Annotated in this window: 21 protein-coding genes and 1 pseudogene; 11 read left to right on the plus strand and 11 right to left on the minus strand. The window is 74.9% G+C overall.

What is annotated here, in order from left to right; translation table 11 throughout:
- Positions 1–95: 95 nt before the first annotated feature.
- The 3 genes from FKD65_RS00155 to FKD65_RS00165 all read right to left on the minus strand — a co-directional run bounded on the left by FKD65_RS00155 (position 96) and on the right by FKD65_RS00165 (position 3,043).
- Entirely contained in the window at positions 96–1,403 is a 1,308-nt protein-coding gene (locus FKD65_RS00155) for a VWA domain-containing protein (protein ID WP_368367282.1), read from the minus strand.
- Positions 1,292–2,107 (minus strand): substrate-binding domain-containing protein, encoded by an 816-nt coding sequence (locus FKD65_RS45255; RefSeq protein ID WP_141575002.1) that lies wholly within the window; start codon positions 2,105–2,107, stop codon positions 1,292–1,294. Before FKD65_RS45255 ends, FKD65_RS00155 begins: the two co-directional genes overlap by 112 nt.
- 588 nt (positions 2,108–2,695) lie before the next feature.
- The gene (locus FKD65_RS00165) at positions 2,696–3,043 is read right to left on the minus strand and encodes a DUF3099 domain-containing protein (protein WP_240809904.1); all 348 of its coding nucleotides are present in this window, start codon (positions 3,041–3,043) and stop codon (positions 2,696–2,698) included.
- A 68-nt stretch (positions 3,044–3,111) separates the two neighbouring features.
- Between FKD65_RS00165 and FKD65_RS00170 the strand changes: the two genes are divergently transcribed.
- The gene (locus FKD65_RS00170) at positions 3,112–3,324 is read left to right on the plus strand and encodes a dodecin (protein WP_141575004.1); all 213 of its coding nucleotides are present in this window, start codon (positions 3,112–3,114) and stop codon (positions 3,322–3,324) included.
- 127 nt (positions 3,325–3,451) lie between these two features.
- Here the strand turns inward: FKD65_RS00170 and FKD65_RS00175 are convergent, their stop codons facing one another.
- Positions 3,452–4,834 carry a metallopeptidase TldD-related protein gene (locus FKD65_RS00175; protein ID WP_141586181.1) on the minus strand — a complete coding sequence of 461 codons (1,383 nt, stop codon included), beginning with the start codon at positions 4,832–4,834 and terminating at the stop codon, positions 3,452–3,454.
- Positions 4,835–4,839: 5 nt separating this feature from the next.
- On the minus strand, positions 4,840–6,339 hold the full coding sequence (locus FKD65_RS00180) for a TldD/PmbA family protein (protein ID WP_205718487.1): 1,500 nt from the start codon (positions 6,337–6,339) through the stop codon (positions 4,840–4,842).
- 157 nt (positions 6,340–6,496) lie between these two features.
- Here FKD65_RS00180 and FKD65_RS00185 point away from each other — a divergent pair, with 157 nt between their 5' ends.
- Positions 6,497–7,201, plus strand: coding sequence for a beta-ketoacyl-ACP reductase (locus FKD65_RS00185; protein ID WP_141575008.1), 705 nt, complete (start codon positions 6,497–6,499; stop codon positions 7,199–7,201).
- Positions 7,202–7,206: 5 nt separating this feature from the next.
- Positions 7,207–7,995, plus strand: coding sequence for an enoyl-ACP reductase FabI (gene fabI, locus FKD65_RS00190; protein WP_141575010.1), 789 nt, complete (start codon positions 7,207–7,209; stop codon positions 7,993–7,995).
- Positions 7,996–8,034: 39 nt separating this feature from the next.
- On the opposite strand, the gene FKD65_RS00195 is transcribed toward fabI, so the two are convergent.
- The 3 genes from FKD65_RS00195 to FKD65_RS00210 all read right to left on the minus strand — a co-directional run bounded on the left by FKD65_RS00195 (position 8,035) and on the right by FKD65_RS00210 (position 11,749).
- Complete coding sequence (locus tag FKD65_RS00195; RefSeq protein WP_141575012.1) at positions 8,035–8,670, minus strand: hypothetical protein; 636 nt, start codon at positions 8,668–8,670, stop codon at positions 8,035–8,037.
- A 108-nt stretch (positions 8,671–8,778) separates the two neighbouring features.
- Positions 8,779–10,659 carry a helix-hairpin-helix domain-containing protein gene (locus FKD65_RS00200; protein ID WP_240809905.1) on the minus strand — a complete coding sequence of 627 codons (1,881 nt, stop codon included), beginning with the start codon at positions 10,657–10,659 and terminating at the stop codon, positions 8,779–8,781.
- A 130-nt stretch (positions 10,660–10,789) separates the two neighbouring features.
- On the minus strand, positions 10,790–11,749 hold the full coding sequence (locus FKD65_RS00210; RefSeq protein WP_141575014.1) for an aldo/keto reductase: 960 nt from the start codon (positions 11,747–11,749) through the stop codon (positions 10,790–10,792).
- 132 nt (positions 11,750–11,881) lie between these two features.
- Here FKD65_RS00210 and FKD65_RS00215 point away from each other — a divergent pair, with 132 nt between their 5' ends.
- Positions 11,882–12,502: a hypothetical protein gene (locus FKD65_RS00215; protein ID WP_240809900.1), complete on the plus strand. Its 621-nt coding sequence runs from the start codon at positions 11,882–11,884 to the stop codon at positions 12,500–12,502.
- Positions 12,503–12,507: 5 nt separating this feature from the next.
- Here FKD65_RS00215 and corA read toward each other — a convergent pair whose 3' ends face one another.
- Positions 12,508–13,488: a magnesium/cobalt transporter CorA gene (gene corA / locus FKD65_RS00220; RefSeq protein WP_240809906.1), complete on the minus strand. Its 981-nt coding sequence runs from the start codon at positions 13,486–13,488 to the stop codon at positions 12,508–12,510.
- Positions 13,489–13,541: 53 nt separating this feature from the next.
- Here corA and FKD65_RS00225 point away from each other — a divergent pair, with 53 nt between their 5' ends.
- The 7 genes and pseudogenes from FKD65_RS00225 to mshC all read left to right on the plus strand — a co-directional run bounded on the left by FKD65_RS00225 (position 13,542) and on the right by mshC (position 20,116).
- Entirely contained in the window at positions 13,542–14,255 is a 714-nt protein-coding gene (locus FKD65_RS00225; protein ID WP_141575019.1) for an MSMEG_4193 family putative phosphomutase, read from the plus strand.
- 10 nt (positions 14,256–14,265) lie between these two features.
- On the plus strand, positions 14,266–14,814 hold the full coding sequence (locus FKD65_RS00230) for a DUF3090 domain-containing protein (RefSeq protein WP_141575022.1): 549 nt from the start codon (positions 14,266–14,268) through the stop codon (positions 14,812–14,814).
- A gap of 53 nt (positions 14,815–14,867) precedes the next feature.
- Complete coding sequence (locus FKD65_RS00235) at positions 14,868–15,656, plus strand: SCO1664 family protein (protein WP_141575024.1); 789 nt, start codon at positions 14,868–14,870, stop codon at positions 15,654–15,656.
- A gap of 226 nt (positions 15,657–15,882) precedes the next feature.
- Positions 15,883–16,647, plus strand: coding sequence for an NRDE family protein (locus tag FKD65_RS00240; protein ID WP_141575027.1), 765 nt, complete (start codon positions 15,883–15,885; stop codon positions 16,645–16,647).
- A gap of 242 nt (positions 16,648–16,889) precedes the next feature.
- Positions 16,890–17,771, plus strand: a pseudogene (locus FKD65_RS00245) (ABC transporter permease); the annotation flags it as partial.
- Positions 17,772–17,862: 91 nt separating this feature from the next.
- On the plus strand, positions 17,863–18,807 hold the full coding sequence (locus FKD65_RS00250; RefSeq protein ID WP_141575029.1) for an ABC transporter permease: 945 nt from the start codon (positions 17,863–17,865) through the stop codon (positions 18,805–18,807).
- A 79-nt stretch (positions 18,808–18,886) separates the two neighbouring features.
- Complete coding sequence (mshC, locus tag FKD65_RS00255) at positions 18,887–20,116, plus strand: cysteine--1-D-myo-inosityl 2-amino-2-deoxy-alpha-D-glucopyranoside ligase (RefSeq protein WP_141575031.1); 1,230 nt, start codon at positions 18,887–18,889, stop codon at positions 20,114–20,116.
- A gap of 28 nt (positions 20,117–20,144) precedes the next feature.
- Here the strand turns inward: mshC and FKD65_RS00260 are convergent, their stop codons facing one another.
- Both FKD65_RS00260 and FKD65_RS00265 read right to left on the minus strand, forming a co-directional pair.
- Entirely contained in the window at positions 20,145–20,672 is a 528-nt protein-coding gene (locus tag FKD65_RS00260; protein ID WP_141575034.1) for an RNA methyltransferase, read from the minus strand.
- Between the two features lie 118 nt (positions 20,673–20,790).
- Positions 20,791–21,633, minus strand: coding sequence for a PAC2 family protein (locus FKD65_RS00265; protein WP_141575036.1), 843 nt, complete (start codon positions 21,631–21,633; stop codon positions 20,791–20,793).
- Positions 21,634–21,785: the final 152 nt, after the last annotated feature.

Genomic DNA, 21,785 nt, shown 5'->3' on the forward strand with positions numbered 1-21,785 from the left:
GTTACTAACAGAACGCTAAGTTAACTCGAACAGAGTTCTAGAATCAAATACGAGAGGGAAGGGGCGGCCCCGCCGGGGCCGGGCGGCCTGCGCGGTCAGCAGCCGGGCTCGCAGACCCGGCGCGAGACGGCCCTGAGGAAGATCTTCTGGATCTGCCCGGGCGTCTCGGCCACGTAGGCGTCCCCGTGCGTCACCGCCGCGATGCGCCGCAGCTCCTCGACGTCCACGCCCGAGCCGTAGCCCAGCATGTTGACCTGGACGGGCCGCTCCGGGTCGTACTCGCGGCGGATGTGGTCGAGGGTCTCCTCCAGGGACGGGCCGCGGGGGTCCTCGTTCCTGCCGTCCGTCCACAGCAGGACCGAGTTCACGTACTCCGGCTTGTAGGTCCGCTTCATGTAGTCGAACGCGGCCATGACCGTGTCGTACAGGCCGGTGTCGCCGTGCTTCTTCACCCGGATCCGCGCGAACGCGCTCAGCACGAGCTGCCGCCGGGTCGCCGACCCGAGCCGCTCGTTGAGCGGCCCGACGCTGACGAGCTCGCGCCAGTCCCGGTCGCCCTCCAGCTCGGTGGAGAAGACCCACTGGCCGAGCTCGCTGTCGTCCGGCAGCAGCGCGAGCCCGCCCTGGGCCGTGCGGACCGTGGACTGCAACCGCGTCACCCCCGGCGCGACCCCCTCGTCCATCGAGCCCGACACGTCGATCACGCTCAGCATCCGGATGCTCAGCGACAGCTGGGCCCACGACTGCATGGTGCGCCGCACGTCCGCGGCGGGCGCGTCCGGGAGCGCCCGCGGCGGGCGCGGGTCCAGGCCGGTCCGCGCGGAGAACGACGAGGGCGCCGCCCCGCCGGGCGTCCGGAAGCCCAGCCGCTGGAGGTCGTCGCGGGTGGCGCTGTCCGTGAGCGCCGCGGCCAGCGACCGCGCGGCGCCGGCCTTGGCCCGGTCCTCCGCCAGGACGGTGACCGGGTGGTCGAGGTAGACCGTGCCCTCCGCCGGGTGCACCGCGACCGCCGGCTCGGCCGGACGCCGCGCGTTGTAGGCGAACACCGCCTGCTCGGGTGCCAGGGCGACCGGGTAGCGGTCGGACCTGCCCTGGTCGAAGGCCGTGAAGGCGGCGAGCTCGGCCTCGACCGAGGGCGCCACGCCCTCCCGGATCGTCCGGACCACGCCGGTGAAGGACGCCTCGCCCTCCGGAGCGTCCGCGAGCAGCGCGCCGGCCAGGATCAGCGAGCCCATGCCCGTCGAGCTGCGGCCCGGATCGGGGACCTGGAGCCGCAGCAGCCGCGGCGGGATCACTCCGCCGCCCTGCCCGGCGGCCGGGTCCTGCTCGGCGTCCGAGGCCGTCCCGGCCGCGGCGAGCAGGTCCTTCCAGGACGGCCGCTCCGGCGCGCCGAGGTTGCGCAGCTGGGTCGCCAGGCCGCGCGGCATCGCCAGCACGATCGGGGTCGAGGCGATCCCGCCCAGGCGGCCCGGGTCCCCCGGGGCCGGGCCGCCTGGGCGGGCCCCTCGACGAGCTTGGTCCACAGCGAGGAGTCGGGGATCCAGACGTCCGGCCGCCGGGCGACCCCGGCCACGCCCTTTCCGGACAGCAGCGTCGCGACCGCGGCCGGATCGGTGGCGCGCACCCGCGCGCGGGCGCACCGCCCGTCCACCTCGTGCCCGGCGTCGTTGAACCGGTCCGCGGCCCGCGCCACCGCGGCCGCGACGTCCGGCGCCACCGCCACGTCGAGCGTCACCGCGCCGCCGCCGGAGCACCCGCCGCCCGCCGAGGCGAGGGCGTAGGCGCCGAATCCGCCGAGGAGCACGAGACCGACCGCGCCGGCCAGCGGCCCGAGCAGGATGCCGCCGACGCGCCTCGGCGGCCGGCCCCCGCCGAGGCTCCAGGGCCCCCGGGCGGACTTGGCGGCGGCGTGCGCCGGGCCCTGGGGGCGGGGTGTGCGGCCCGGCCGCTTGAAGGCGTCGAACGGCTCCCCCTCGGAGCCGCCCCTGCCGCGGCGCGGGAGCGGGCCGGGGTGGGAGGCGCCGAGGAAGACGTGGGGGGACTCCGGGCCGCCCGGCTCCGGTGGGGTCCGGGGTGCCCACTCAGGAACGTCGTCGAATGCGCTCATGGCCGGTCTCCGTTTCCCGGGCGGGGGTGCGGGCCGCGTCGCGCCGTGGGTCGACGGCCCGCCGGGTGAGACACAGAACGGATGTGTCTCAATGGGGCAGACGTGATGTTCGTCTCAACGTCCCCCTCCGTCAAGGGGTGGGCGGCCCACTCTTCGGAGCGTCGGGGTGAGGCCGCTCAGCAGTACGCGGCGGGCCCGGGGAGGGGATCGGCCGGGGACCGGGACGTCCCGGCGGGGAGGGGCCGGGGGAGGCGCCGCGCCCCGCGCGGATCAGGGCGGGAAGGGGCGGAGGGCCCGGTTTCGGGACCCTGGCCGGAGCAGGCCAGCCGGGACCGCTTGCGTTTCCGCGAGGATGTGCTTCGGCCCGGGAGGGCGGTCAACGGCCGGTCCGCGGAGGGTCATCCGCGGCACCGCGCGGCTTCATGGGACGCCCCGGGCATTGAAAAGCGGCGCCGGGTGGATACGGGGGCAATCCACCCGGCGCCGCATCATCGGTGTTCCGACGGGGGCCCGGAACACCGGCACGGGCGCTCCGACGGGGGACCAGAGCGCCGGTACAAATCGTACACCGAAACCCCCCGCGGTTAGTCAAGAGAATGTCACGACCGGATTTCCGGACGCTGTCCGGAAACCGGCTTGTGTTCCCTGCCGGCGCGGTCGTCGAAGGCCGCCCGGGCCGTCGGCTCGCGCGCCCCCGTTCGCGAAGACGACGGCGACGTAGGGCAGGATCGCGGCCGCGACCACCATGAGGACCGCGAGCCACCACGGCGCGCCCGCCACCGCGGCCACCACGGCGCCGACGAAGCAGAGCGTGCGGACGGCCATGGACACGAGGTACCGCCGCTGGCGGTGGCCGATGTCCTCCGACATGGGGCGGGGAGCGTCGGTGACCGTGTAGACCGCCGGCTCGCGGTGGTGGCGGGGATTGACCTTCACCATTCCACGGTAAGCCCATGGAGTCCGACCCGCACCGGCGGTACCGGGCAAAACTTCTGGAGGAGCGAATGACCGATCGCACGTACCGCGTGACCGAGATCGTGGGGACCTCGCCGGACACCGTCGAGGCCGCGATCCGCAACGGCGTCCGGCGCGCCTCGCAGACCCTGCGCCACCTGGACTGGTTCGAGGTGACCGAGGTCCGCGGCCACATCGAGGACGGCGAGGTGGCCCACTTCCAGGTGACCATGAAGGTGGGCTTCCGCCTGGAGGACGCGTGAGCCCGCGGAGGGCCTAGCGCCGGGGGCGCCCGCCGTCCGGACCTTCACGGCCACGGGACGGCGGGGCCCCTCGGCGGGGTCCGGCTCCCGGCCCGCGGGCGTCCCGCCGTCCCGGTGCCGCGGCGGGTCAGGTCGCCTGGCTCACCGTCGACATGTGGAAGTCGGGGACCCGGACCGGCGGCATGGCGGTGCGGGTGAAGTAGTCGGACCACTCGCGCGGCAGCGTGGGGCCGGTCTCGCCGACCTCGGCGAGCCGCGACAGCAGGTCGACCGGGCTCTCGTTGAACCGGAAGTTGTTCACCGCCCCCACGACCTCGCCGTTCTCGACGAGGTAGACGCCGTCGCGGGTGAGGCCGGTCAGCAGCAGGCTCTGCGTGTCGACCTCCCGGATGTACCACAGGCACGTGAGCAGCAGCCCGCGCTCGGTGCGGGCCACCATCTCCTCCAGGGAGGCGCCGCCCTCCGGCCCCCTCATCGCCAGGTTGTCGACGGCGGGGGTGACCGGCAGGCCGGTGCGCTCGGCGGAGTGCCGGGTCTGGGTGAGGGAGGCGAGGGCGCCGTCGGCGATCCAGTCGGTGGGGCCGAGCGCGAGCCCGTTGTCGAACACCGACGACTCGCGGCCGGAGGAGTGCGCGATCACGAACGGGGCGCACTGCATGCCCGGGGCGGCCGGGTCGCTCGCCAGGGTGACGGGCAGGCCGGCGAGCCGCTCCCCGACGCGGGTGCCGCCGCCGGGAGCGCTGAAGACGGTCCGGCCGTCCTGCGCGTCCTGGGCGCCCGCCGACCAGTACAGGTAGATCATCAGGTCGGCGACGGCGGAGGGCGGCAGGATCGTCTCGTAGCGACCGGCGGGCAGCTCCACGCGCCGCTCTCCCCAGTCCAGCCGCCGGGCGAGGTCGCCGGTGAGGGCGGGGACGTCGACGTCGGTGAAGTCGCGGGTGCCGACGCCGGCCCACGCCGAGCCGCCCGTGCCCTTGGCGTTCAGCTCCAGCAGGCCGGTCGGCTGGTCGTGGCGCAGCCGCAGGCCCGCCGAGCTGCCGAGGAACGTGGAGGTGAGGACGTGGTTGGCGAACCCGTACAGGCGCCGGTCGCCGGCCTGCGCGGCGGCGAACGCCTCGCCGAGCGCGGGCGCGAAGCCCTCGAACACCCCGATGCCGGTCTCGGCGGGGTCGTCGTCCCATCCGGCGCCGCCGGCGGGCGGCCCCTCGGCGACCAGCGGCCGCGCGTCCTCGGCGGCCTCGTTGCCCGCGGCGTCGGCCTCGGCGGCGCGCACCAGCTCCTCGATGTCGCCCGCGCCCACGGCCGAGCGCGACACCACGCCCGCGGCCACGCCGTCCGCCGTGTGGCGCAGCGCGATGACGGTGAGGCGGCTGGACCGGGTCACGCCGTTGGTGGTGAGGGTGTTGCCGGCCCAGCGCAGGTTCGCGGTGCTCGACTCGTCGGCGATGACGACGCAGTCGTCGGCGCGCGACAGCGAGAGGGCCCGCTCCACGGCCTCCTGCGGCCTGATCGTGCTCACTGGCCGGCCTCCTTCAGCGCGTTGAGGATGTTGACGCCGCGGAACAGCGCCGACGGGCAGCCGTGGCTGACCGACGCGACCTGCCCCGGCTGGCCCTTGCCGCAGTTGAACGCGCCGCCGAGCACGTAGGTCTGCGGACCGCCGACGGCCTCCATCGAGTTCCAGAAGTCGGTGGTGCTCGCCTGGTAGGCGACGTCGCGCAGCTGCCCGGCGAGGCGGCCGTTCTCGATGCGGAAGAACCGCTGCCCGGTGAACTGGAAGTTGTACCGCTGCATGTCGATCGACCAGCTCTTGTCGCCGACGATGTAGATGCCGCGCTCGACCCCGGAGATCAGCTCCTCGGTGGACGGGCCGCCCTCGGCGGGCCTGAGCGAGACGTTCGCCATGCGCTGGATCGGCATGCTGGACGAGGAGTCGGCGAAGGCGCAGCCGTTGGAGCGCTCGGCGCCGGTGAGGCGGGCGATGCGCCGGTCGGTCTGGTAGCCGGTGAACACGCCCTCGGAGACGATGTCGAACGACTGGGCCTCCACGCCCTCGTCGTCGTAGCCGATGGTGGCCAGGCCGTGCTCGGTCGTCCGGTCCCCGGTGACGTTCATGGCCTTGGAGCCGTACTGGAGGCTCCCGAGCTTGTCGGGGGTGGCGAACGAGGTGCCCGCGTAGGCGGCCTCGTAGCCGAGCGCGCGGTCCAGCTCGGTCGCGTGGCCGATCGACTCGTGGATCGTCAGCCACAGGTTGGACGGGTCGACGACGACGTCGTAGGGCCCCGGCTCCACCGACGGCGCCGCGAGCTTCTCGGCGAGCAGCTCGGGGATGCGGGCGAGCTCCCCGTCCCAGTCCCAGTGCGCGCCCGACAGCCACTCCCAGCCGTACCCGGCGGGCGGCGCCAGCGTGCGCATCGTGTCGAACAGGCCGTCGCCGATGCCCACGGCGTTCACCACGGGGTGCAGCCGGACGCGCTGCTGGGTGGTGACCGTGCCCCCGAGGTCGGCGAAGAACTTGTTCTCCTTGATCTGGAGCATGGTGGCGTCGACGTGGTCGACGCGGTCGTCGCCGAGCAGCCGGCGGCTCCAGTCCGCCAGCAGCGCGACCTTGTCGGCGGTCGGCACCTCGAACGGGTCGGTCTCGTACGCCGAGACCCAGGTGCGCTCGCCGTGGACGGGCTCGGGGGCCAGCTCGATCGGCTCCCGGTTGACGGCCCTGGCGACGGCGGCGACCTCCACCGCCTGCGCGGCGACGCGGGCGGCGCCCTCGGGCGTCAGGTCGATGCCGGCGGCGAAGCCCCAGGTGCCGTCCTTGACGACCCGCACCGACAGCCCGACGTCGTCGGCGTCCAGGGCGGTCTCCAGAGCGGCGTCGTACAGGCGGAGTGTCTGGCTGCGGATGCGCTCCAGGCGGAAGTCGGCGTGCTCGGCGCCCAGCTCCCTGGCGCGGGACAGCGCCGCGTCGGCCAGCGCGCGGAGCGGCAGCGCGGTGAAGGCGGGATCGATGTCATGCACCCTCCGCAACCTACCGGTCCGCGCCCGTCCCGGCGGGCCGCGAGGCGCCCGAACAAAGGGAGGTGACGGGATCTTGTCGGTTCGGCACATCCGCAGCGGGCGCCGGGGCCGCTAGTGTCGGGCAGCAGCCAACGAGCAGTACAACGAGAGGGTCCTGATGAGTCGCTCTGTCCTCGTGACCGGCGGTAACCGGGGCATCGGCCTCGCCATCGCCCGCGAGCTGGCCGCGGCGGGCGACGCGGTCGCGGTCACCTACCGGTCGGGAGAGCCGCCCGAGGGGCTGTTCGGCGTCCGGTGCGACGTGACCAGCGCCGAGGACGTCGACGCGGCCTTCGGCAAGGTGGAGGCGGAGCAGGGCCCGGTCGAGGTGGTCGTCGCCAACGCGGGGATCACCAAGGACACCCTCCTGGCGATCATGAGCGAGGAGTCGTTCACCTCCGTCCTGGACACCAACCTGACGGGCTCGTTCCGGGTGGCCAAGCGCGCGGTGAAGAGCATGATGCGCAAGCGCACGGGGCGGATCGTGCTGGTCTCCTCGGTCGTGGGGCTGATGGGCTCGCCGGGGCAGTCCAACTACGCCGCGTCCAAGGCCGGCATGGTCGGGTTCGCGCGCTCGCTCGCCCGCGAGCTCGGGTCGCGGGGCATCACGGTCAACGTGGTGGCGCCCGGCTTCGTCGACACCGACATGACGGCGGTGCTGAGCGAGGACCAGCAGAAGGCCATCACCGCCGCGGTGCCGCTCGGCCGCATCGCGAAGCCGGAGGAGGTCGCCAAGGCCGTCCGGTTCGTGGCCAGTGAGGACGCCGCCTACATCACCGGGGCCGTGATCCCGGTCGACGGCGGCCTGGGAATGGGGCACTGACAGTCATGGGAATCCTCGAAGGCAAGCGCATCCTGGTCACCGGCGTCCTCACCGACGCCTCCATCGGCTTCCACGTCGCGCGGATCGCGCAGGAGCAGGGCGCCGAGGTCGTCCTGACCGCCTACCCGCGGCCGACCCTCACCCAGCGGACCGCCAAGCGGCTGCCGTCCGGGCCCGACAACCCGCCTCCGGTGCTGGAGCTCGACGTCACCGACGCCGACCAGCTCGGCGCCCTCGCCGGGAACCTGCGCGACAGCGGCTTCGACCACCTCGACGGCGTGGTCCACGCGATCGGCTTCGCGCCGCAGACCGCGCTCGGCGGCAACTTCCTGGAGACGCCGTGGGAGGACGTCGCCGTCGCCGTGCACGCCTCGACGTACTCGCTGAAGTCGCTGACGATGGCGTGCCTGCCGCTGATGAAGGACGGCGGCTCCGTCGTCGGCCTCGACTTCGACGCCACCAAGGCGTGGCCGGTGTACGACTGGATGGGCGTGGCGAAGGCCGGCCTGGAGTCGTGCGCCCGCTACCTGGCCAAGTACCTGGGCCCGCAGGGCATCCGGGTGAACCTCGTCGCCGCGGGTCCGCTCGCGACGATGGCGGCCAAGAGCATCCCCGGGTTCGAGGGCATGACGGACATGTGGCCGAAGGCGGCCCCGCTCGGCTGGGACATCAAGGACAGCGAGCCCACGGCCCGCGCCTGCGCGGCGCTGCTGTCGGACTGGTTCCCCGCGACGACGGGCGAGATCGTCCACGTGGACGGCGGCCTGCACTCCATCGGCGGCGCGTCCGCGTGACGCCCGGCGGGCCGCGGCGGACCGCGGCCCGCGACGGCCTCAGCGTGCCCGGCGGCGGCGCAGCGCGCGGCCCGCGACGCTGACGTGGAGCGCGCCCACGGCGCCGGCGGCCCCGGCCGCGGCGGCGACCAGCAGCAGCTGGCCGTTGTCCTGGCCGGACGCGGCGACGGGGGAGATGAGCCGGGTCTGCGGCGCGGCGGCCGTCCCGCCGGCCGCGTTCGCGTACGGGTCGGCCGCGATCTCCGGCGTGGGGAGCACGCCGGGAAGCCCCGATGCGGTGGACGGGGCCTGCCCCTTGTACGGCTTGAGGCTGCCCGGCGCCGTCATCGGGGCGGGCCCGGACGGGGCCGCCCCCTGGCCGCCTCTCGGCGCGGAGGACGGCTTGCGCGGGGCCTTGGCGGGCGCCTTGGCCGGCGTCCTCGTCTTCTTGGAGGTCTTCTGCGGGGCGGGCTTCACGGTCTTCGTCGGCGCCGGCGTCGGAGTGGGCTTCGGGGTGAGCCCCTCGCGCAGGTTGCCGAGGTTGCACTTCCAGTTCTCGATCGTGCTCTGGGGATCGACGCCCTTCTTGCACGTCTCCGCCGCCGCGCCGGCCGCCGGGGCGGCGAGCACCAGGACGAGCGCCCCCGCCGAGACCGTCGCCGATGCCGTACCTAGCCGCCTGAGCCGCTGGGGCATGTCGCTCCTCCACCCACCCGATGCCGTTCCCTGACCCTTGTTGACATCGTGTCCCATACGGGGCCGCCCGTAAACCGCGACACGGGGGTTTCTTTACCTGTCAGTACCTCACTGGGCCACCAGCCGTGCGAGCCTGGTGCGCCGCGCCGGGGCCCCGTCCTCGCGGACGGCCCTGGCCAGCGCGGGTCCGGCCGCCTGCACGACCGACAGGTGGCGGCGCGCGAGCCCGAAAGCGGTGGCCACCAGCGGACGCGACAGCCCGTCCGCCGCCAGGACCGCGACCACGGCGGGACGCCGGGTCCCGCGCGCGAGCGCCACCGGCACCGCCCAGCCGTGCCGCAGCCGGGACGCCTCCGCCGGGGAGACGACCGCGGCACCGCCCGGGAAGTCGACCTCCAGCCCGTGCGGGCCGCCGCCCGCCACCACGCCCGTCTCGCCGAGCGGGGCGTGCGGGAGCGGCGCGGCGACGACCACCCGGTCGCCGGGGTCCATGCCGCCGAACGCGCCGGGGCCGGCGTTCAGGCGGGCCTTGAGCGCGGCGTTGAGGGCGCCGGCGCCCGCGTCGCCGCCCGCCGCCGGAGCGACGACCTGGACGTCCTCGACGGGGATGCCGAGGGCGCGGGGAATCGAGTCGGCGACGAGCTGGACGGCCCGGTGGACCGCCTCCGCGGCGCCCTCGGCGGGCACGATGACGACCTCGCGGCCGGGGGCGTCCACGGCGGCCAGCCCGCCGCCGCGCACCGACTCGGTCAGCTCGCCGAGCGGGCCGGCCGGCGGCCCGTCGTCAAGCGCCACGACGGGCACGGTCTCCGACGCCTCCAGGTCGTCCAGCGGCCGGCCGGGACCGGCGGGCGGCGGGGCGTCCGGCTCGCAGCACAGCACGAGGTGGGCGCCGTCGGGGCACGCCTCGGTCAGCACCGCGCACAGCTCGACGTCGAGCGCCGCGCCGTCGGCCACGATGACGAGGTCGAGCTCGAAGGGCCGCTGCTCGCCGCGCCCGTAGCCGACGGCCCCGGGCGCGGCCGAGGGGTCCTCGCGGGGCTCCAGCAGCCGGTGCAGGCTGGTCACCGCGACGCCCTCGCCGAGACCGGCGGCGAGGTCGGCCGCGGCGCGGTCGGTGGGCGCCGCCACCGCCGTGCGGACGCCCTGGGACGCGGCGGCGGAGGCGATCGCGGCGACCGTGCCCGCGAGCCCGTCGGGCGTGCCGCGCAGGATGCTGACGCCGGTGCGCAGCGCGGCGGTGAGGGCGAGGGAGCGGTCCTCGGCGAGCCCGTCGCGCAGCTCCTTCAGCGCCGTGTCGTCCAGCAGCGGCGCGGCGGTGAGCGTCAGGCGCTGGAAGCCCTCGGCCGCCGCCTCCTCGGCGAGCGCCCACCGCGCCGGGCCGAGCGTCTCCTCCGGCTCCGCGGGCTCGGCGTCCTCCTCGAACGCCTCCTCGTCGAACTCGGGCTCCTCGGTGAGCGACAGGACCTCCGCCTCGTCCAGCGCCGCCTCGACGGCGCGCGGCGGGTCGGGGTAGCGCAGGCGCTCCAGCGCGGACAGCACGTCGGCGGCGGGCGTGACCGTGTGGCCCTGGCGGGCCGCCTCCGTCAGCAGGTGCAGGACCAGGGCGCCGCCGCGGCGGGGGTCGTCGGGGCGGGCGCCGTCCCCGAGGAGGGCGCGGGCGAAGTGGTCGGCCTGTTCGGGCCGGACGCCGGGGACGCTCAGCAGCCGCCACGGGTCCTCGCGCAGCCGGCCGGCGGCGGACGGGCCGAGCCGCGCCGCGGTCCGGGCGGCGAGCGCGGCGGGCGCGCCCGTCTCGGCGAGCAGCGCCTCGAGGGCGCGCAGGCCCTCCTCCGGGGTCCGGCCGGGTTCGGGCGGCGGCGCCTGCGCGGGCTCGGGGGCGTCCCGCACGTCGAGCGCGCCGGCGGCGGCCTCGGCGGCGCGCATGGCGGCCTCGGCGCGCGCCTTGCGCTCGGCGGGGGAGGGGGTGTGGTCAGGGGTGTCGGTCACGGGCTTCCCGTCACGGCTGGTCGCGGTCGGCGGTGGACCGTCCAGAGGGTGCCACGGACGGTCCTGGGATTCACGGATGAAACACGCGCGGACGGAAGACGCGCGGACGGATCGCTCACGGGCGGTTCGCTCACGGGTGGGACGTCGTGTCGGAGACGTCGGAGACGTCGTCCAGCGCGCCGCGGATCTCGTTCGGCAGCGTGACCTCCTCGCTCGCGAGGATCGCGCCGAGCTGCGCGGCGGTCCGGGCGCCGACGATCGGCGCGGCGACGCCCGCCCGGTCGCGGACCCACGCGAGCGCCACGGCGAGCGGGGAGCAGCCGAGGCCCTCGGCGGCGGTCACCACCGACTCCACGATGCGGGCGCACTCCTCGTCCAGGTACGGCTGGACGAAGTCGGCGAAGTGCGGGGCGGCGGCGCGCGACCCGGCGGGGATGCCGGTGCGGTACTTGCCGGTGAGGACGCCCCGGCCGAGCGGCGACCACGGCAGCAGGCCGGCTCCGGCGTCCAGCGCGGCGGGCACGACCTCCCGCTCGATGTCGCGGCGCAGCAGCGAGTACTCCAGCTGCGCGGACACGATCGGCGCGCGGCCCGGCCAGGCCCGCTGCCAGGCCGCCGCCTTGGAGACCTGCCATCCGGCGTAGTTGGAGACCCCGACGTACCGGGCCCGGCCGGACGAGACCGCCTCGTCCAGCGCCGACAGCGTCTCCTCCAGCGGCGTGGCCGGGTCGTAGACGTGCAGCTGCCACAGGTCGACGTGGTCGAGGTCCATGCGGTCGAGAGAGGCGTCGAGGGCGCGCAGCAGGTGCCTCCGGGAACCGTCGTAGCGCCCGTTCGGCCTGATCGCGGCCTTGGTCGCGACGACGAGGTCGTCCCGGTCGACCAGCTCGCGCAGCAGGTGGCCGAGGATGCGCTCGCTGTCGCCGTCGCTGTAGACGTCGGCGGTGTCGACCAGGGTGCCCCCGGCCTCCACGAACGCGACGAGCTGCGCCGCCGCCTCGTCCGGGTCGGTGTCCTGGCCCCAGGTCATGGTGCCGAGGCCCAGCCGGGACACCAGCAGCCCGCTCCGCCCGAGGTGACGCTCCTTCATAGGCGGCCAATCTATCGGTCCGCGCGAGCCGCGCGGAAAGCGAGCGACCGCTCGGGCCGCACGCGCCGGCGGCACGAAGATCCTGGTGAGGATCTATTGCGGCCGGGCCCCGCCGGGCTAGAGTTCGCAGCCATGGCGCCACCCCCGTTCTCGATGTACTCGCCGAAGACGCCGGAGGGCGACGGCGGGCCGAGCGTGGCGCCGGTGTTCGGCGCCGGCCCCGGCGACGACCCCGGCTACCTCGCCTCGCTGCGCGGCGGAACCGAGCTCGGCCGGATGCGCACGATGATGCTGGCGCTGCTGGCCGCCCCCGTGCTGATCCTCGCGATCATGCCGCTGATCGTCGAGGACGGCCACGGCGGACCGCCGCCGTGGATCCACCTCCCGCTCGCCGCCGCCGCCCTGCTGGCGCTGCTCGCCGGGCCCCGCGCGCCGCGCCCGATGGCGCCGGGCGCCGACCAGGGCGCGGCGGCGCTGACCGCGCTGATGATGTTCCGGCAGGCGGTCCTGCTGCGGTTCGCCCTCGCCGAGGGCGTCATCCTCCTCGGCCTCCCGCTCGCGATGGTCGCCCACAGCGAGCTCGTCTTCGTCGTGGGCTTCGTCCTCGGCTACCCGCTGCTGGTCTGGCTGGCCCTGCCCACGCGCTCGGGCGTGGAGCGGATGCGGCGGCGCCTCGAGGCCCGGGGCGCCGAGTCCCACCTCTGGGCGGTGCTCCTCGCCGCCCCTTTGCCTCCCCGCGACCAGAGCGCCTAGAACGCCTAGAGCCAGCCGCTCTTGCGGAGGCGGCGGAACAGCAGCACGCACACGACGGCCATCACCGCGACGACCAGCGGGTAGCCGATGGTCCAGTGCAGCTCGGGCATGTGGTCGAAGTTCATGCCGTAGATCCCGGCGATCGCGGTGGGGACGGCGATGATCGCGGCCCAGGCGGAGATCTTGCGCATGTCCTCGTTCTGCCGCTTGCCGAGCAGCGCCAGGTGGGCGGTCAGGACGCTGTTGAGCAGCTCGTTGTGCGAGTCGACCTGCTCGTCGACGCGCAGCAGGTGGTCCAGGACGTCGCGGAAGTACTCGCGGGTCGAGCCGCACTCGGCGACGCGGCCCTTCACGATCTCCTGCAGCACCGGGACGAGCGGGTCCTCGGCGCTGCGGAACTCCAGGACCTCACGCTTGAGCGAGTAGATGTCGGCGGTGACGTCCCGGGCGTTCGGGTCGAACACGGCCCGCTCCAGCCCGATGATGTCGACCTCGACCTCGTGGGCGACGACGCCGTACCGGTCGACGACCTCGTCGCACACCGCGTACAGGACGGAGGTGGCGCCGTGCCCGAGCAGCTCCGGGCTGTCCTCCAGCCGCTCGCGGACCGGCCCGAGCGGGTTCCCGGCGCCGTGCCGGACGGTCACCACGAAGTCCCGGCCGAGGAAGACCATGATCTCGCCGACCTCGATGTCGGAGGTCTTGTCGATGTAGGCGAGCGTCTTCAGCACCACGAACAGCGTGTCGCCGTAGCGCTCCATCTTGGGCCGCTGGTGCGCGGACACCGCGTCCTCGGCCGCCAGGGGGTGCAGGTTCAGCTCGTCCTTGACCAGCTCGAACTCGGCCTCGTCGGGTTCGAAGAGGCCGATCCACAGGAAGCACTCGCCGTCCTCGCGGGCGAGGTCGAAGGCGTCGCTGATGTCGCCCTCGAAGTCGCGGCGCTTCCCGCCGGCGTAGATTGCCTTGTCGACGATCACGCCACGCATTGTCGCGCATCCGGGGCGCCGCCATGCGCCGTGGATCTCCTAGAGTGGCCGGTGTGACGACGCTTCTCCTGGTCCGGCATGGCCTGACCGCGATGACCGGCCCCGTGCTGGCCGGATGGACGCCCGGCGTGCGCCTGGACGAGCGCGGCCGTGCGCAGGTGGCCGCGCTCGCCGCCCGCCTGGCGCCGCTGCCGCTCGCCGCCGTCGTCTCCAGCCCCCTGGAGCGCTGCGCCGAGACCGCGGAGGCCATCGTCGCGGCGCGCGCCGAGCCGGCCGAGAAGATCGAGACCGACGAGCGGTTCGGCGAGGTCCGCTACGGCGACTGGACGGGCCGTCCCCTCAAGGAGCTGGCCGAGGAGCCGCTCTGGCGCGTCGTGCAGGCCCATCCGAGCGCCGCCCGGTTCCCCGGCGCGGAGGGGGAGGCGCTGGCCGACGCGCAGCACCGCGCCGTCGCCGCGGTCCGGGAGTGGAACGGGCGGATCGCGGCCTCGCACGGCCCGGACGCCCTGTACGCGGTGTGCAGCCACGGCGACATCATCAAGTCCGTCGTCGCCGACGCCCTCGGCCTGCACCTGGACCAGTTCCAGCGCATCCAGGCCGACCCCGCCTCGCTCACCGTGATCCGGTACACCGAGACGCGCCCGTTCGTCGTCCGGCTCAACGACACCGGAGGCGACGTCGCCGGACTGGTCCCGGAACCTCCGGAGGAACGTTCCGGGAAAGACGGACTCGGGTCGAGTGACGCGGTCGTCGGCGGCGGCGCGTAGGGTCATTGGCATGCCCGTCATCTCCTACGACCCGCCGGAGCGTTTCGTCGCCGGCGCCGTCGGGCGCCCCGGCGACCGCGCCTTCTACCTGCAGGCGCGCTCCGGCCGCCGCGTCACCAGCGTCGGCCTGGAGAAGTTCCAGGTGACGCTGCTGGCCGAGCGGCTCGAGGAGCTGCTGGACGAGGTCCTGCGGCGCAGCGGCGGGGACGCCGCCGTCCCCGCGGTCGCCCCGTCCGAGCTCGCCGACGACGGCCCCCTCGACCAACCCGTCGAGGAGGAGTTCAAGGTCGGCACGATGGCGCTCGCCTGGGACCCCGACGACGAGCAGGTGGTGATCGAGGCGCAGGAGGTCACCGAGTCCGACGAGGAGCCCGAGGTCGGCGAGGACGACCCCGCCATCGCGGTGCTGCGGGTGCGCATCAGCGCGGCGCAGGCCCGCGCGTTCGCCGAGCGCGCCCTGAAGGTGGTGGCGGCCGGGCGGCCGCCGTGCCCGCTGTGCGGCCTGCCGCTCGACGGCGAGGGGCACGTGTGCCCCCGCCAGAACGGATACCTCGGCTGAGATGACACCCCGCTGTGCTGGATCATGGACGACGTGGCCGGGAGAATGAACGCATGACGCAGTCCTCCCGCGGACGGGCGCCCGCCGGCGACGCCGGCGGGCGGGACGGCGCCGGGCACCCGGTGTCCCCGCGCGACGCGGCCGCCGCCGAGCGGCTGCTGTCCGCCGGGCGCATCGCCGTGGAGGGCCGGCTCGTCCAGGCGTCCAACGCCACCCTCTACTGCTCGATCGAGCACGACGGCGTGTCGGCCAACTGCGTCTACAAGCCGGTCGCGGGGGAGCGGCCCCTGTGGGACTTCCCCGACGGCACGCTCGCCGAGCGGGAGGTCGCCGCCTACGAGGTCTCCAAGGCGATGGGGTGGAGCACCGTGCCGCCCACCGTCCACCGCGACGGCCCCTACGGGCCCGGCATGGTGCAGCTGTGGGTCGAGCCCGACCCCGACATCGACCTCGTCGGCCTGTCCCGCTCCGACGAGGAGGCCGTCCGCCGCATGGCGGTCTTCGACGCCGTCGTCAACAACGCCGACCGCAAGATCGGCCACCTGCTGCCGCCCGGCGACGGCCACGTGTACGGCTGCGACCACGGCGTCTGCTTCTCCGTCGAGTACAAGCTCCGCACCGTCCTGTGGCAGTGGCGCGGCAAGCCCCTCACCGCCGAGTCGGTGGAGGCGCTCGGCCGGGTCGAGGGCGGGCTGCGCGGCGCCCTCGGCGCGCGGCTCGCCGAGCTGCTCACGGCGGAGGAGGTCGACGCCACGCGCCGCCGCGTCGAGCTGATGCTCAAGCACCGCATCCACCCCTACCCCCCCGAGGACTGGCCCGCCATCCCCTGGCCGCCGCTGTAGGCTGTGTTTCCGGCAGTCCCGGCCCACTTCGCTCGCCTTGCGGCTCGCTACGTGACCGTGCCTGGGCGAACGCGGCATCGCTTCGCGATCTGCCCGGCTCCGCTCGCCTCCGGCTTCGCTCCACCGGCCAGGTCACGCGTTCGCGCGCGTGGCCGAGGCCACTTCGCTTCAGGCCCTAGCCGCCCCCGCCGCACGTGGTATTTCCGGGGAATGCTCCAATTGGGGCATGTGCACGGCGATCATCAGTGTCGATCCCGCCTCCCCCGTCCCGGTGCTCGTCGCGGGCGTGCGCGACGAGTTCGTCGCCCGCGAGTGGGAGCCGCCCGGCCCGCACTGGCCGGACCGCCCCGGCCTCGTCGGCGGCCGCGACCTGCGCGCGGGCGGCACCTGGCTGGCGGTGGACCCCGGCGCTCCGCGGCTCGCCGTGGTGCTGAACGGCCGCGGCCGGGAGGCGCCCGAGGCGGGCCGGGTCTCGCGCGGGGAACTGCCCCTGCGGGTCGCCGCCGACGGCAAGCTCGGCCTGCCGGACCTCGCCGCGTTCGACCCGTTCCACCTCGTCGGCGCCGAACCGGGCCGGGTCCGGCTCTGGAGCTGGGACGGCACCGCCCTCACCGAGCGCGGCCTCGGTCCCGGCCTGCACATGATCGTCAACAGCGGGCTGGAGGGCGAGGGGCAGCTCGAGGGCGAGACCGAGGACGCCTACATGGCCGCGCGGCTCGCGCACTTCCGTCCGCTCCTGGCCACCGCGCCGCGCCCGGAGCCGCGGCCCGAGGACCCGGTGGAGCGGGCCTGGGGCGCGTGGCTGCCGCTGGTGAACGGCGGCGGGCTGCCCCGCGCCGACCACCGCGCCCTGCTCCCCCTCCTCGACCTGGGAGAGGGCCGTGTGTGGGGCACCACCTCGGTCAGCCTCGTCGCGCTCGGCCGGACCGGCGTCCGGTACGACTTCTCCGCCGTCCCGGGAGACGGGCGGGCCTGGACCCGCGTCCGCTGAGCCGCGGCGGCGGGGGGCGGCGAGGCCCGCGGTCCCGGCCTCTTGGCGGCTCCGGCTGCGGGACGTGACGCTCGGTGCTACGTTGACTACCTGTTGCGATCTTCGTCGGGGCGGGGCCGCCGGCGGAGGGTCATCGGCGGACGGGGAGTGCGGATGGCGGCGGAGGCACGGCGCGCGGCGTTCGCGCCCGCCGGTCGGGACCGCGTACCGGAGCGGACCGCGACCCCCTCGCGGGCGGCGCGATGAGCAGCTGCGCCGAGGTGGAGACCCGCCGGCCGAGGCCGGCGCCTGACGGGTCCCCGCCCGTGGAGGGCCGGACCCCGTGCCAGCTCGCGTGGGCCCGGTTCCGCCGCGACCGGCTCGCGGTCGCGGCGCTCGCCGTCCTGATGCTGATCCTGGCGTTCGCCGCGCTGGCGCCGCTGTGGGCGCACCTGACCGGCCACCCCTATGACGCGACCTTCCCGGACACGGGCCTGGACGCCGGCGGCCAGCCGCGCGGACCGGGCGGGCGCTTCCCCCTCGGCGCCGACCAGCTCGGCCGCGACGTCCTCGTCCGCGCCGCCTACGGCGCCCGGATCTCCCTGGCCGTCGGCATCCTCGCGGCCCTGCTCGCCTCCGCCGCCGGGACCGCGGTGGGAACCCTCGCCGGCTTCGCGGGCGGCGCGCTCGACGGCCTGCTCGCCCGGCTGATGGACATGCTGCTCGCCCTGCCCTACCTGCTGGTGGCCATCATGCTGGCGACCACGTTCCAGCTCGCCTCGGTCACCGCCGGGCTGACCATGACGATCCTGATGATCGCGTTCTTCTCGTTCGCGGCCGTCGCCCGCGTGATCCGCGGGCAGGTGATCTCGCTCAGGCGGCGGGAGTTCATCGAGGCGGCCCGCGCCCTCGGCGCCTCCGACGCGCGGATCATGTTCGGCGAGATCCTGCCGAACCTGTCCGCCCAGATCACCGTGCTGACCTCGCTGCTGATCCCCGCCTCGATCGTCTTCGAGGCCACGCTGTCGTTCCTCGGCGTCGGGGTGCGCCTGCCGATGCCGAGCTGGGGGTCGATGCTCGGAGAGGGAGGCGACGTCTTCCAGACCGCCTGGTGGCTGCTCGCCGTCCCGGGCGCCCTGCTGCTGGCGACCACGCTGGCGTTCAACGTGCTCGGCGAGGGCGTCCGCGAGGCATTCGACCCGCGCGGCGACCGCGTCCCCGGGGGCGGTGAGGCGGGTGGCGCGGTTCGTCCTCCGCCGGCTGCTGTACGCGGTCGTGGTGCTGTGGCTGGTGGCCACCCTGGTGTTCGTCTTCCTGCACGTCTCGCCCGTCCCGGTGGAGCGCGTCATCGGCGGGCCGCGCGCCACCGCCGACACCCTCGACCAGATCCGCCGCAACCTCGGGCTGGACCGCCCCGTCCTCGTCCAGTACTGGCGGTTCGCCGGGCGGCTGGTACGCGGGGACCTCGGCGACTCCTACATCAACGGCATGCCGGTCACCACCCTGATCGGCGAGCGCCTCCCCACGACGCTGTGCCTGGTGGCGGGCGCCGCGGTCCTGTGGTTCGGCGGCGGCGTCCTGCTCGGCGTCCTCAGCGCGATGCGGGCGCGCGGCCTGTGGGACAGGGCCGCGACCGTCCTGGTGCTGGTCGGCCTGTCCACCCCGCCGTTCGTGATGGCGCTGGCGCTGCTGCAGCTGGCCTCCGCCGGGTTCGGCGGGAGCGCCGCCCACCTGTTCGAGGCCGGGCCGCCCCTTCAGGAGCATTTCCTGCGGCGGATGGTCCTGCCGTGGATCGCGCTGGCCTTCCTCATGGTCGCCACCTACACGCGCCTCACCCGCGGCGCGATGCTGGACGTGCTCGGCGAGGACTTCGTGCGCACGGCGCGGGCCAAGGGCCTGCCCGAGCGCCGCGTCGTCGGCGGGCACGGGCTGCGCCCGGCGCTGACCCCGGTCGTCACCCAGTTCGGCATCGACCTCGGCGCGCTGATCGGCTCCACGGTCGTCACCGAGAAGGTGTTCGGGCTCCAGGGCGTGGGGCAGCTGGTCTACCAGTCCATCGCGCTCGGCGACACCCCGGTCATCATCGGGGTGACGCTGCTGGTGACGTTCTTCGTGGTCGTCGCGAACCTGCTGGTCGACATCGGCTACTCGGTGCTGGACCCGCGCGTCCGGCTCGCCTGAGGTCGCCCGGCCGGCGGGCCCGGCGAGATGCCGCGATCTCGGATTCAAGCCGCGAATCGTGCATGGATAAGCTTTCGGTATGCGATCGTGGCCCGCCTCCGAAGTCCCCCGCCTGTCCGATGCGGGACTGCCCGCCGCGACGCGGCCCCTCAGCCTGCACGACACCGGCACGGGCACGACCCGCCCCACGTCCCCCGGCGACACCGCCCGGATGTACGTCTGCGGTATCACCCCCTACGACGCGACGCACCTCGGCCACGCCAACACCTATCTCGCCTTCGACCTGGTGAACCGGGTGTGGCGGGACCTCGGCCACCGGGTGCTGTACGTCCAGAACGCCACCGACGTCGACGACCCCCTTCTGGAACGTGCCCGGCAGACGGGGGAGGACTGGCGCGAGCTCGCCGACCGGGAGATCCAGCTCTTCCGCGACGACATGACCGCCCTGCGCGTCCTGCCGCCCGACCGCTACATCGGCGCGGTCGAGTCGATCCCGCTGATCATCGAGATGATCGAGAAGCTGCGCGGCCGGGACGCCGCCTACGAGGTGGCCGGCGACGTCTACTTCCCGATCGCCGCCGACCCGGCTTTCGGGCAGGTCAGCGGGCTCACGCGGGAGGAGATGGCGCCGCTGTTCGCCGAGCGGGGCGGCGACCCGGACCGGCCCGGCAAGCGCGACCCGCTCGACGCGCTGCTGTGGATGGCGCGCCGGCCCGGCGAGCCCGGCTGGGACTCCCCGTTCGGGGAGGGCCGCCCCGGCTGGCACGTGGAGTGCTCGGCGATCTCCATCGAGTACCTCGGCATGGCGTTCGACGTGGAGGGCGGCGGCTCGGACCTGGCGTTCCCGCACCACGAGATGGGCGCCTCGCACGCCCAGGTCGCCACGGGGGAGCGGCCGCACGCCCGCGCCTACGTCCACGCCGGCATGGTCGGCCTGGACGGGGAGAAGATGTCCAAGTCGCGCGGCAACCTCGTGTTCGTCTCCAGGTTGCGGAGGTCCGGCGCCGACCCGATGGCGATCCGGCTGGCGCTGCTGGCCCACCACTACCGCTCCGACTGGGAGTGGACGCCGGAAGCGCTCGGCGAGGCGGCCGCCCGCCTCGACCGCTGGCGCGCCGCCGCGGCCCGCCCGTCCGGCCCGCCCGCCGGGCCGCTGGCCGCCGCGGTCCGCGACCACCTGGCGGATGACCTGGACGCTCCGGCCGCGCTGGCGGCCGTCGACGCCTGGGCGGCCGCCGACGGCGGCGACGATGCCGCGCCGGCGCAGGCCGCCGCGGTCGTCGACGCCCTCCTCGGCGTCGCGCTCTGACCGGCCGGGCGGCTCGCTCGCCCGCCCGTCACAGCAGGCCCGCGAGCTTGTAGAGGACGAGCGAGCCGGCCACCGCGACGTTCAGGCTGCTGCCGCCGCCCACCATGGGGATCTCCACGGCCAGGTCGAGCAGCTCGAGGGCCTCGGCGGGGATGCCGGTCTGCTCGTGGCCGAGCACCGCCACCGTCCGGGTGCGGGCGGCGGGCAGGTCGGCGAGCCGCACGGACTCGTCGGCCAGTTCGACGCCGACGACCCGGCTGCCGGCCTCCCGCTGCCGCTCCAGCCAGCCGAGCGGGTCGTTCACCCAGTGGACGCAGGCGGGGCGGCGCAGCGTGTTGCCGCGGGCGAGCGCCTCGGGCACCCAGGGGAAGCGGGGGACCGCCATACAAGCGCCGACCGCGTCGCAGGTGCGCAGCAGGGTTCCGAGATTGGCGCCGTGCAGCGGCCAGAGCGGGGCGGCGAGGAGGTGGTCCCAGCAGGGGTGGGAGCGGTCGCGGCGCTGGCGGCGGAGCTCGCGGGGCGGGCGGACGCGGATCGCCGCCTGGCGGGGGCTCACCGGCCCCGGGCGCTACCGCCCTCCGGAGAAGGAGACGTCATGTCGGGCGCACTTCGCGGCGTGCGCGGGCCGTCGACGGGGACTCTACGCGAACCGAGTGTAGCCCGCCGCGGGCGGCTCAGCCCGGGTCGCGGCGGCGCAGGTAGCGCTCGAACTCGCGGGCGATGGCGTCGCCGCTCGCCTCCGGCAGCTCCGTGGCGTCCTTCTGCTCCTCCAGCGTGCGGACGTACTCGGCGACCTCGGAGTCCTCCTCGGCGAGCTCGTTGACCCCGTGCTCCCAGGCGCGGGCCTCCTCGGGCAGCTCGCCGAGCGGGACGGTGACGTCGAGGAGGTCCTCGACGCGGCGCAGTAGGGCGAGGGTCGCCTTGGGGGACGGCGGCTGGGCGACGTAGTGCGGGACGGCCGCCCACAGCGAGACGGTGTCGAGGTCGGCCTTGGCGCAGGCGTCCTGGAGCACGCCGAGGATGCCGGTCGGCCCCTCGTAGCGGGCCGGCTCCAGGTTCAGGGTGTTGACCAGGCCGGCCTCGGACGCGGCGCCGGTGACCGGCACCGGCCGGGTGTGGGGGGCGTCGGCGAGCAGCGCGCCGAGGAGCACGACGTTGCGGATCTCCAGCTCCAGCATCAGCCCGACCAGCTCGCGGCAGAACGACCGCCACCGCATGTTGGGCTCGATCCCGTGCAGGAGCACGACGTCCTTGCCGTTCGGCAGCCGCGCCCAGGACACGCGGGTCGTCGGCCAGGTGATGCCGCGGGTCTCGCCGTCGCTCATCTCGACGATGGGGCGGGTGACCTGGAAGTCGTAGTAGTCGTCCGGGTCGAGTTCGGCGATGGGCACCGCCTCCCAGGTCGACTCCAGGTGCGCGATCACCCCGCTGGCGGCCTCCCCGGCGTCGTTCCACCCCTCAAAGGCGGCCACGAGCACCGGTTCGACGAGTTCCGGCACGCTTTCGAGTTCGACCACGCGCTGCCTCCTTCCGACGCCCAGGTACAGCGTCACCGACGGGGGCCGACATTCCCGGGGGTCGGGGGCCCCGCTCATGATCGGTGGCTGTCAGCCTACGTCCTGACGGTGACGTACCCCACCCCTCCGGAGGCCAGACCCCGCCCTGTACG

Source organism: Actinomadura sp. WMMA1423, assembly GCF_006547145.1.
In the GTDB taxonomy this organism is placed as follows: Bacteria; Actinomycetota; Actinomycetes; order Streptosporangiales; family Streptosporangiaceae; genus Spirillospora.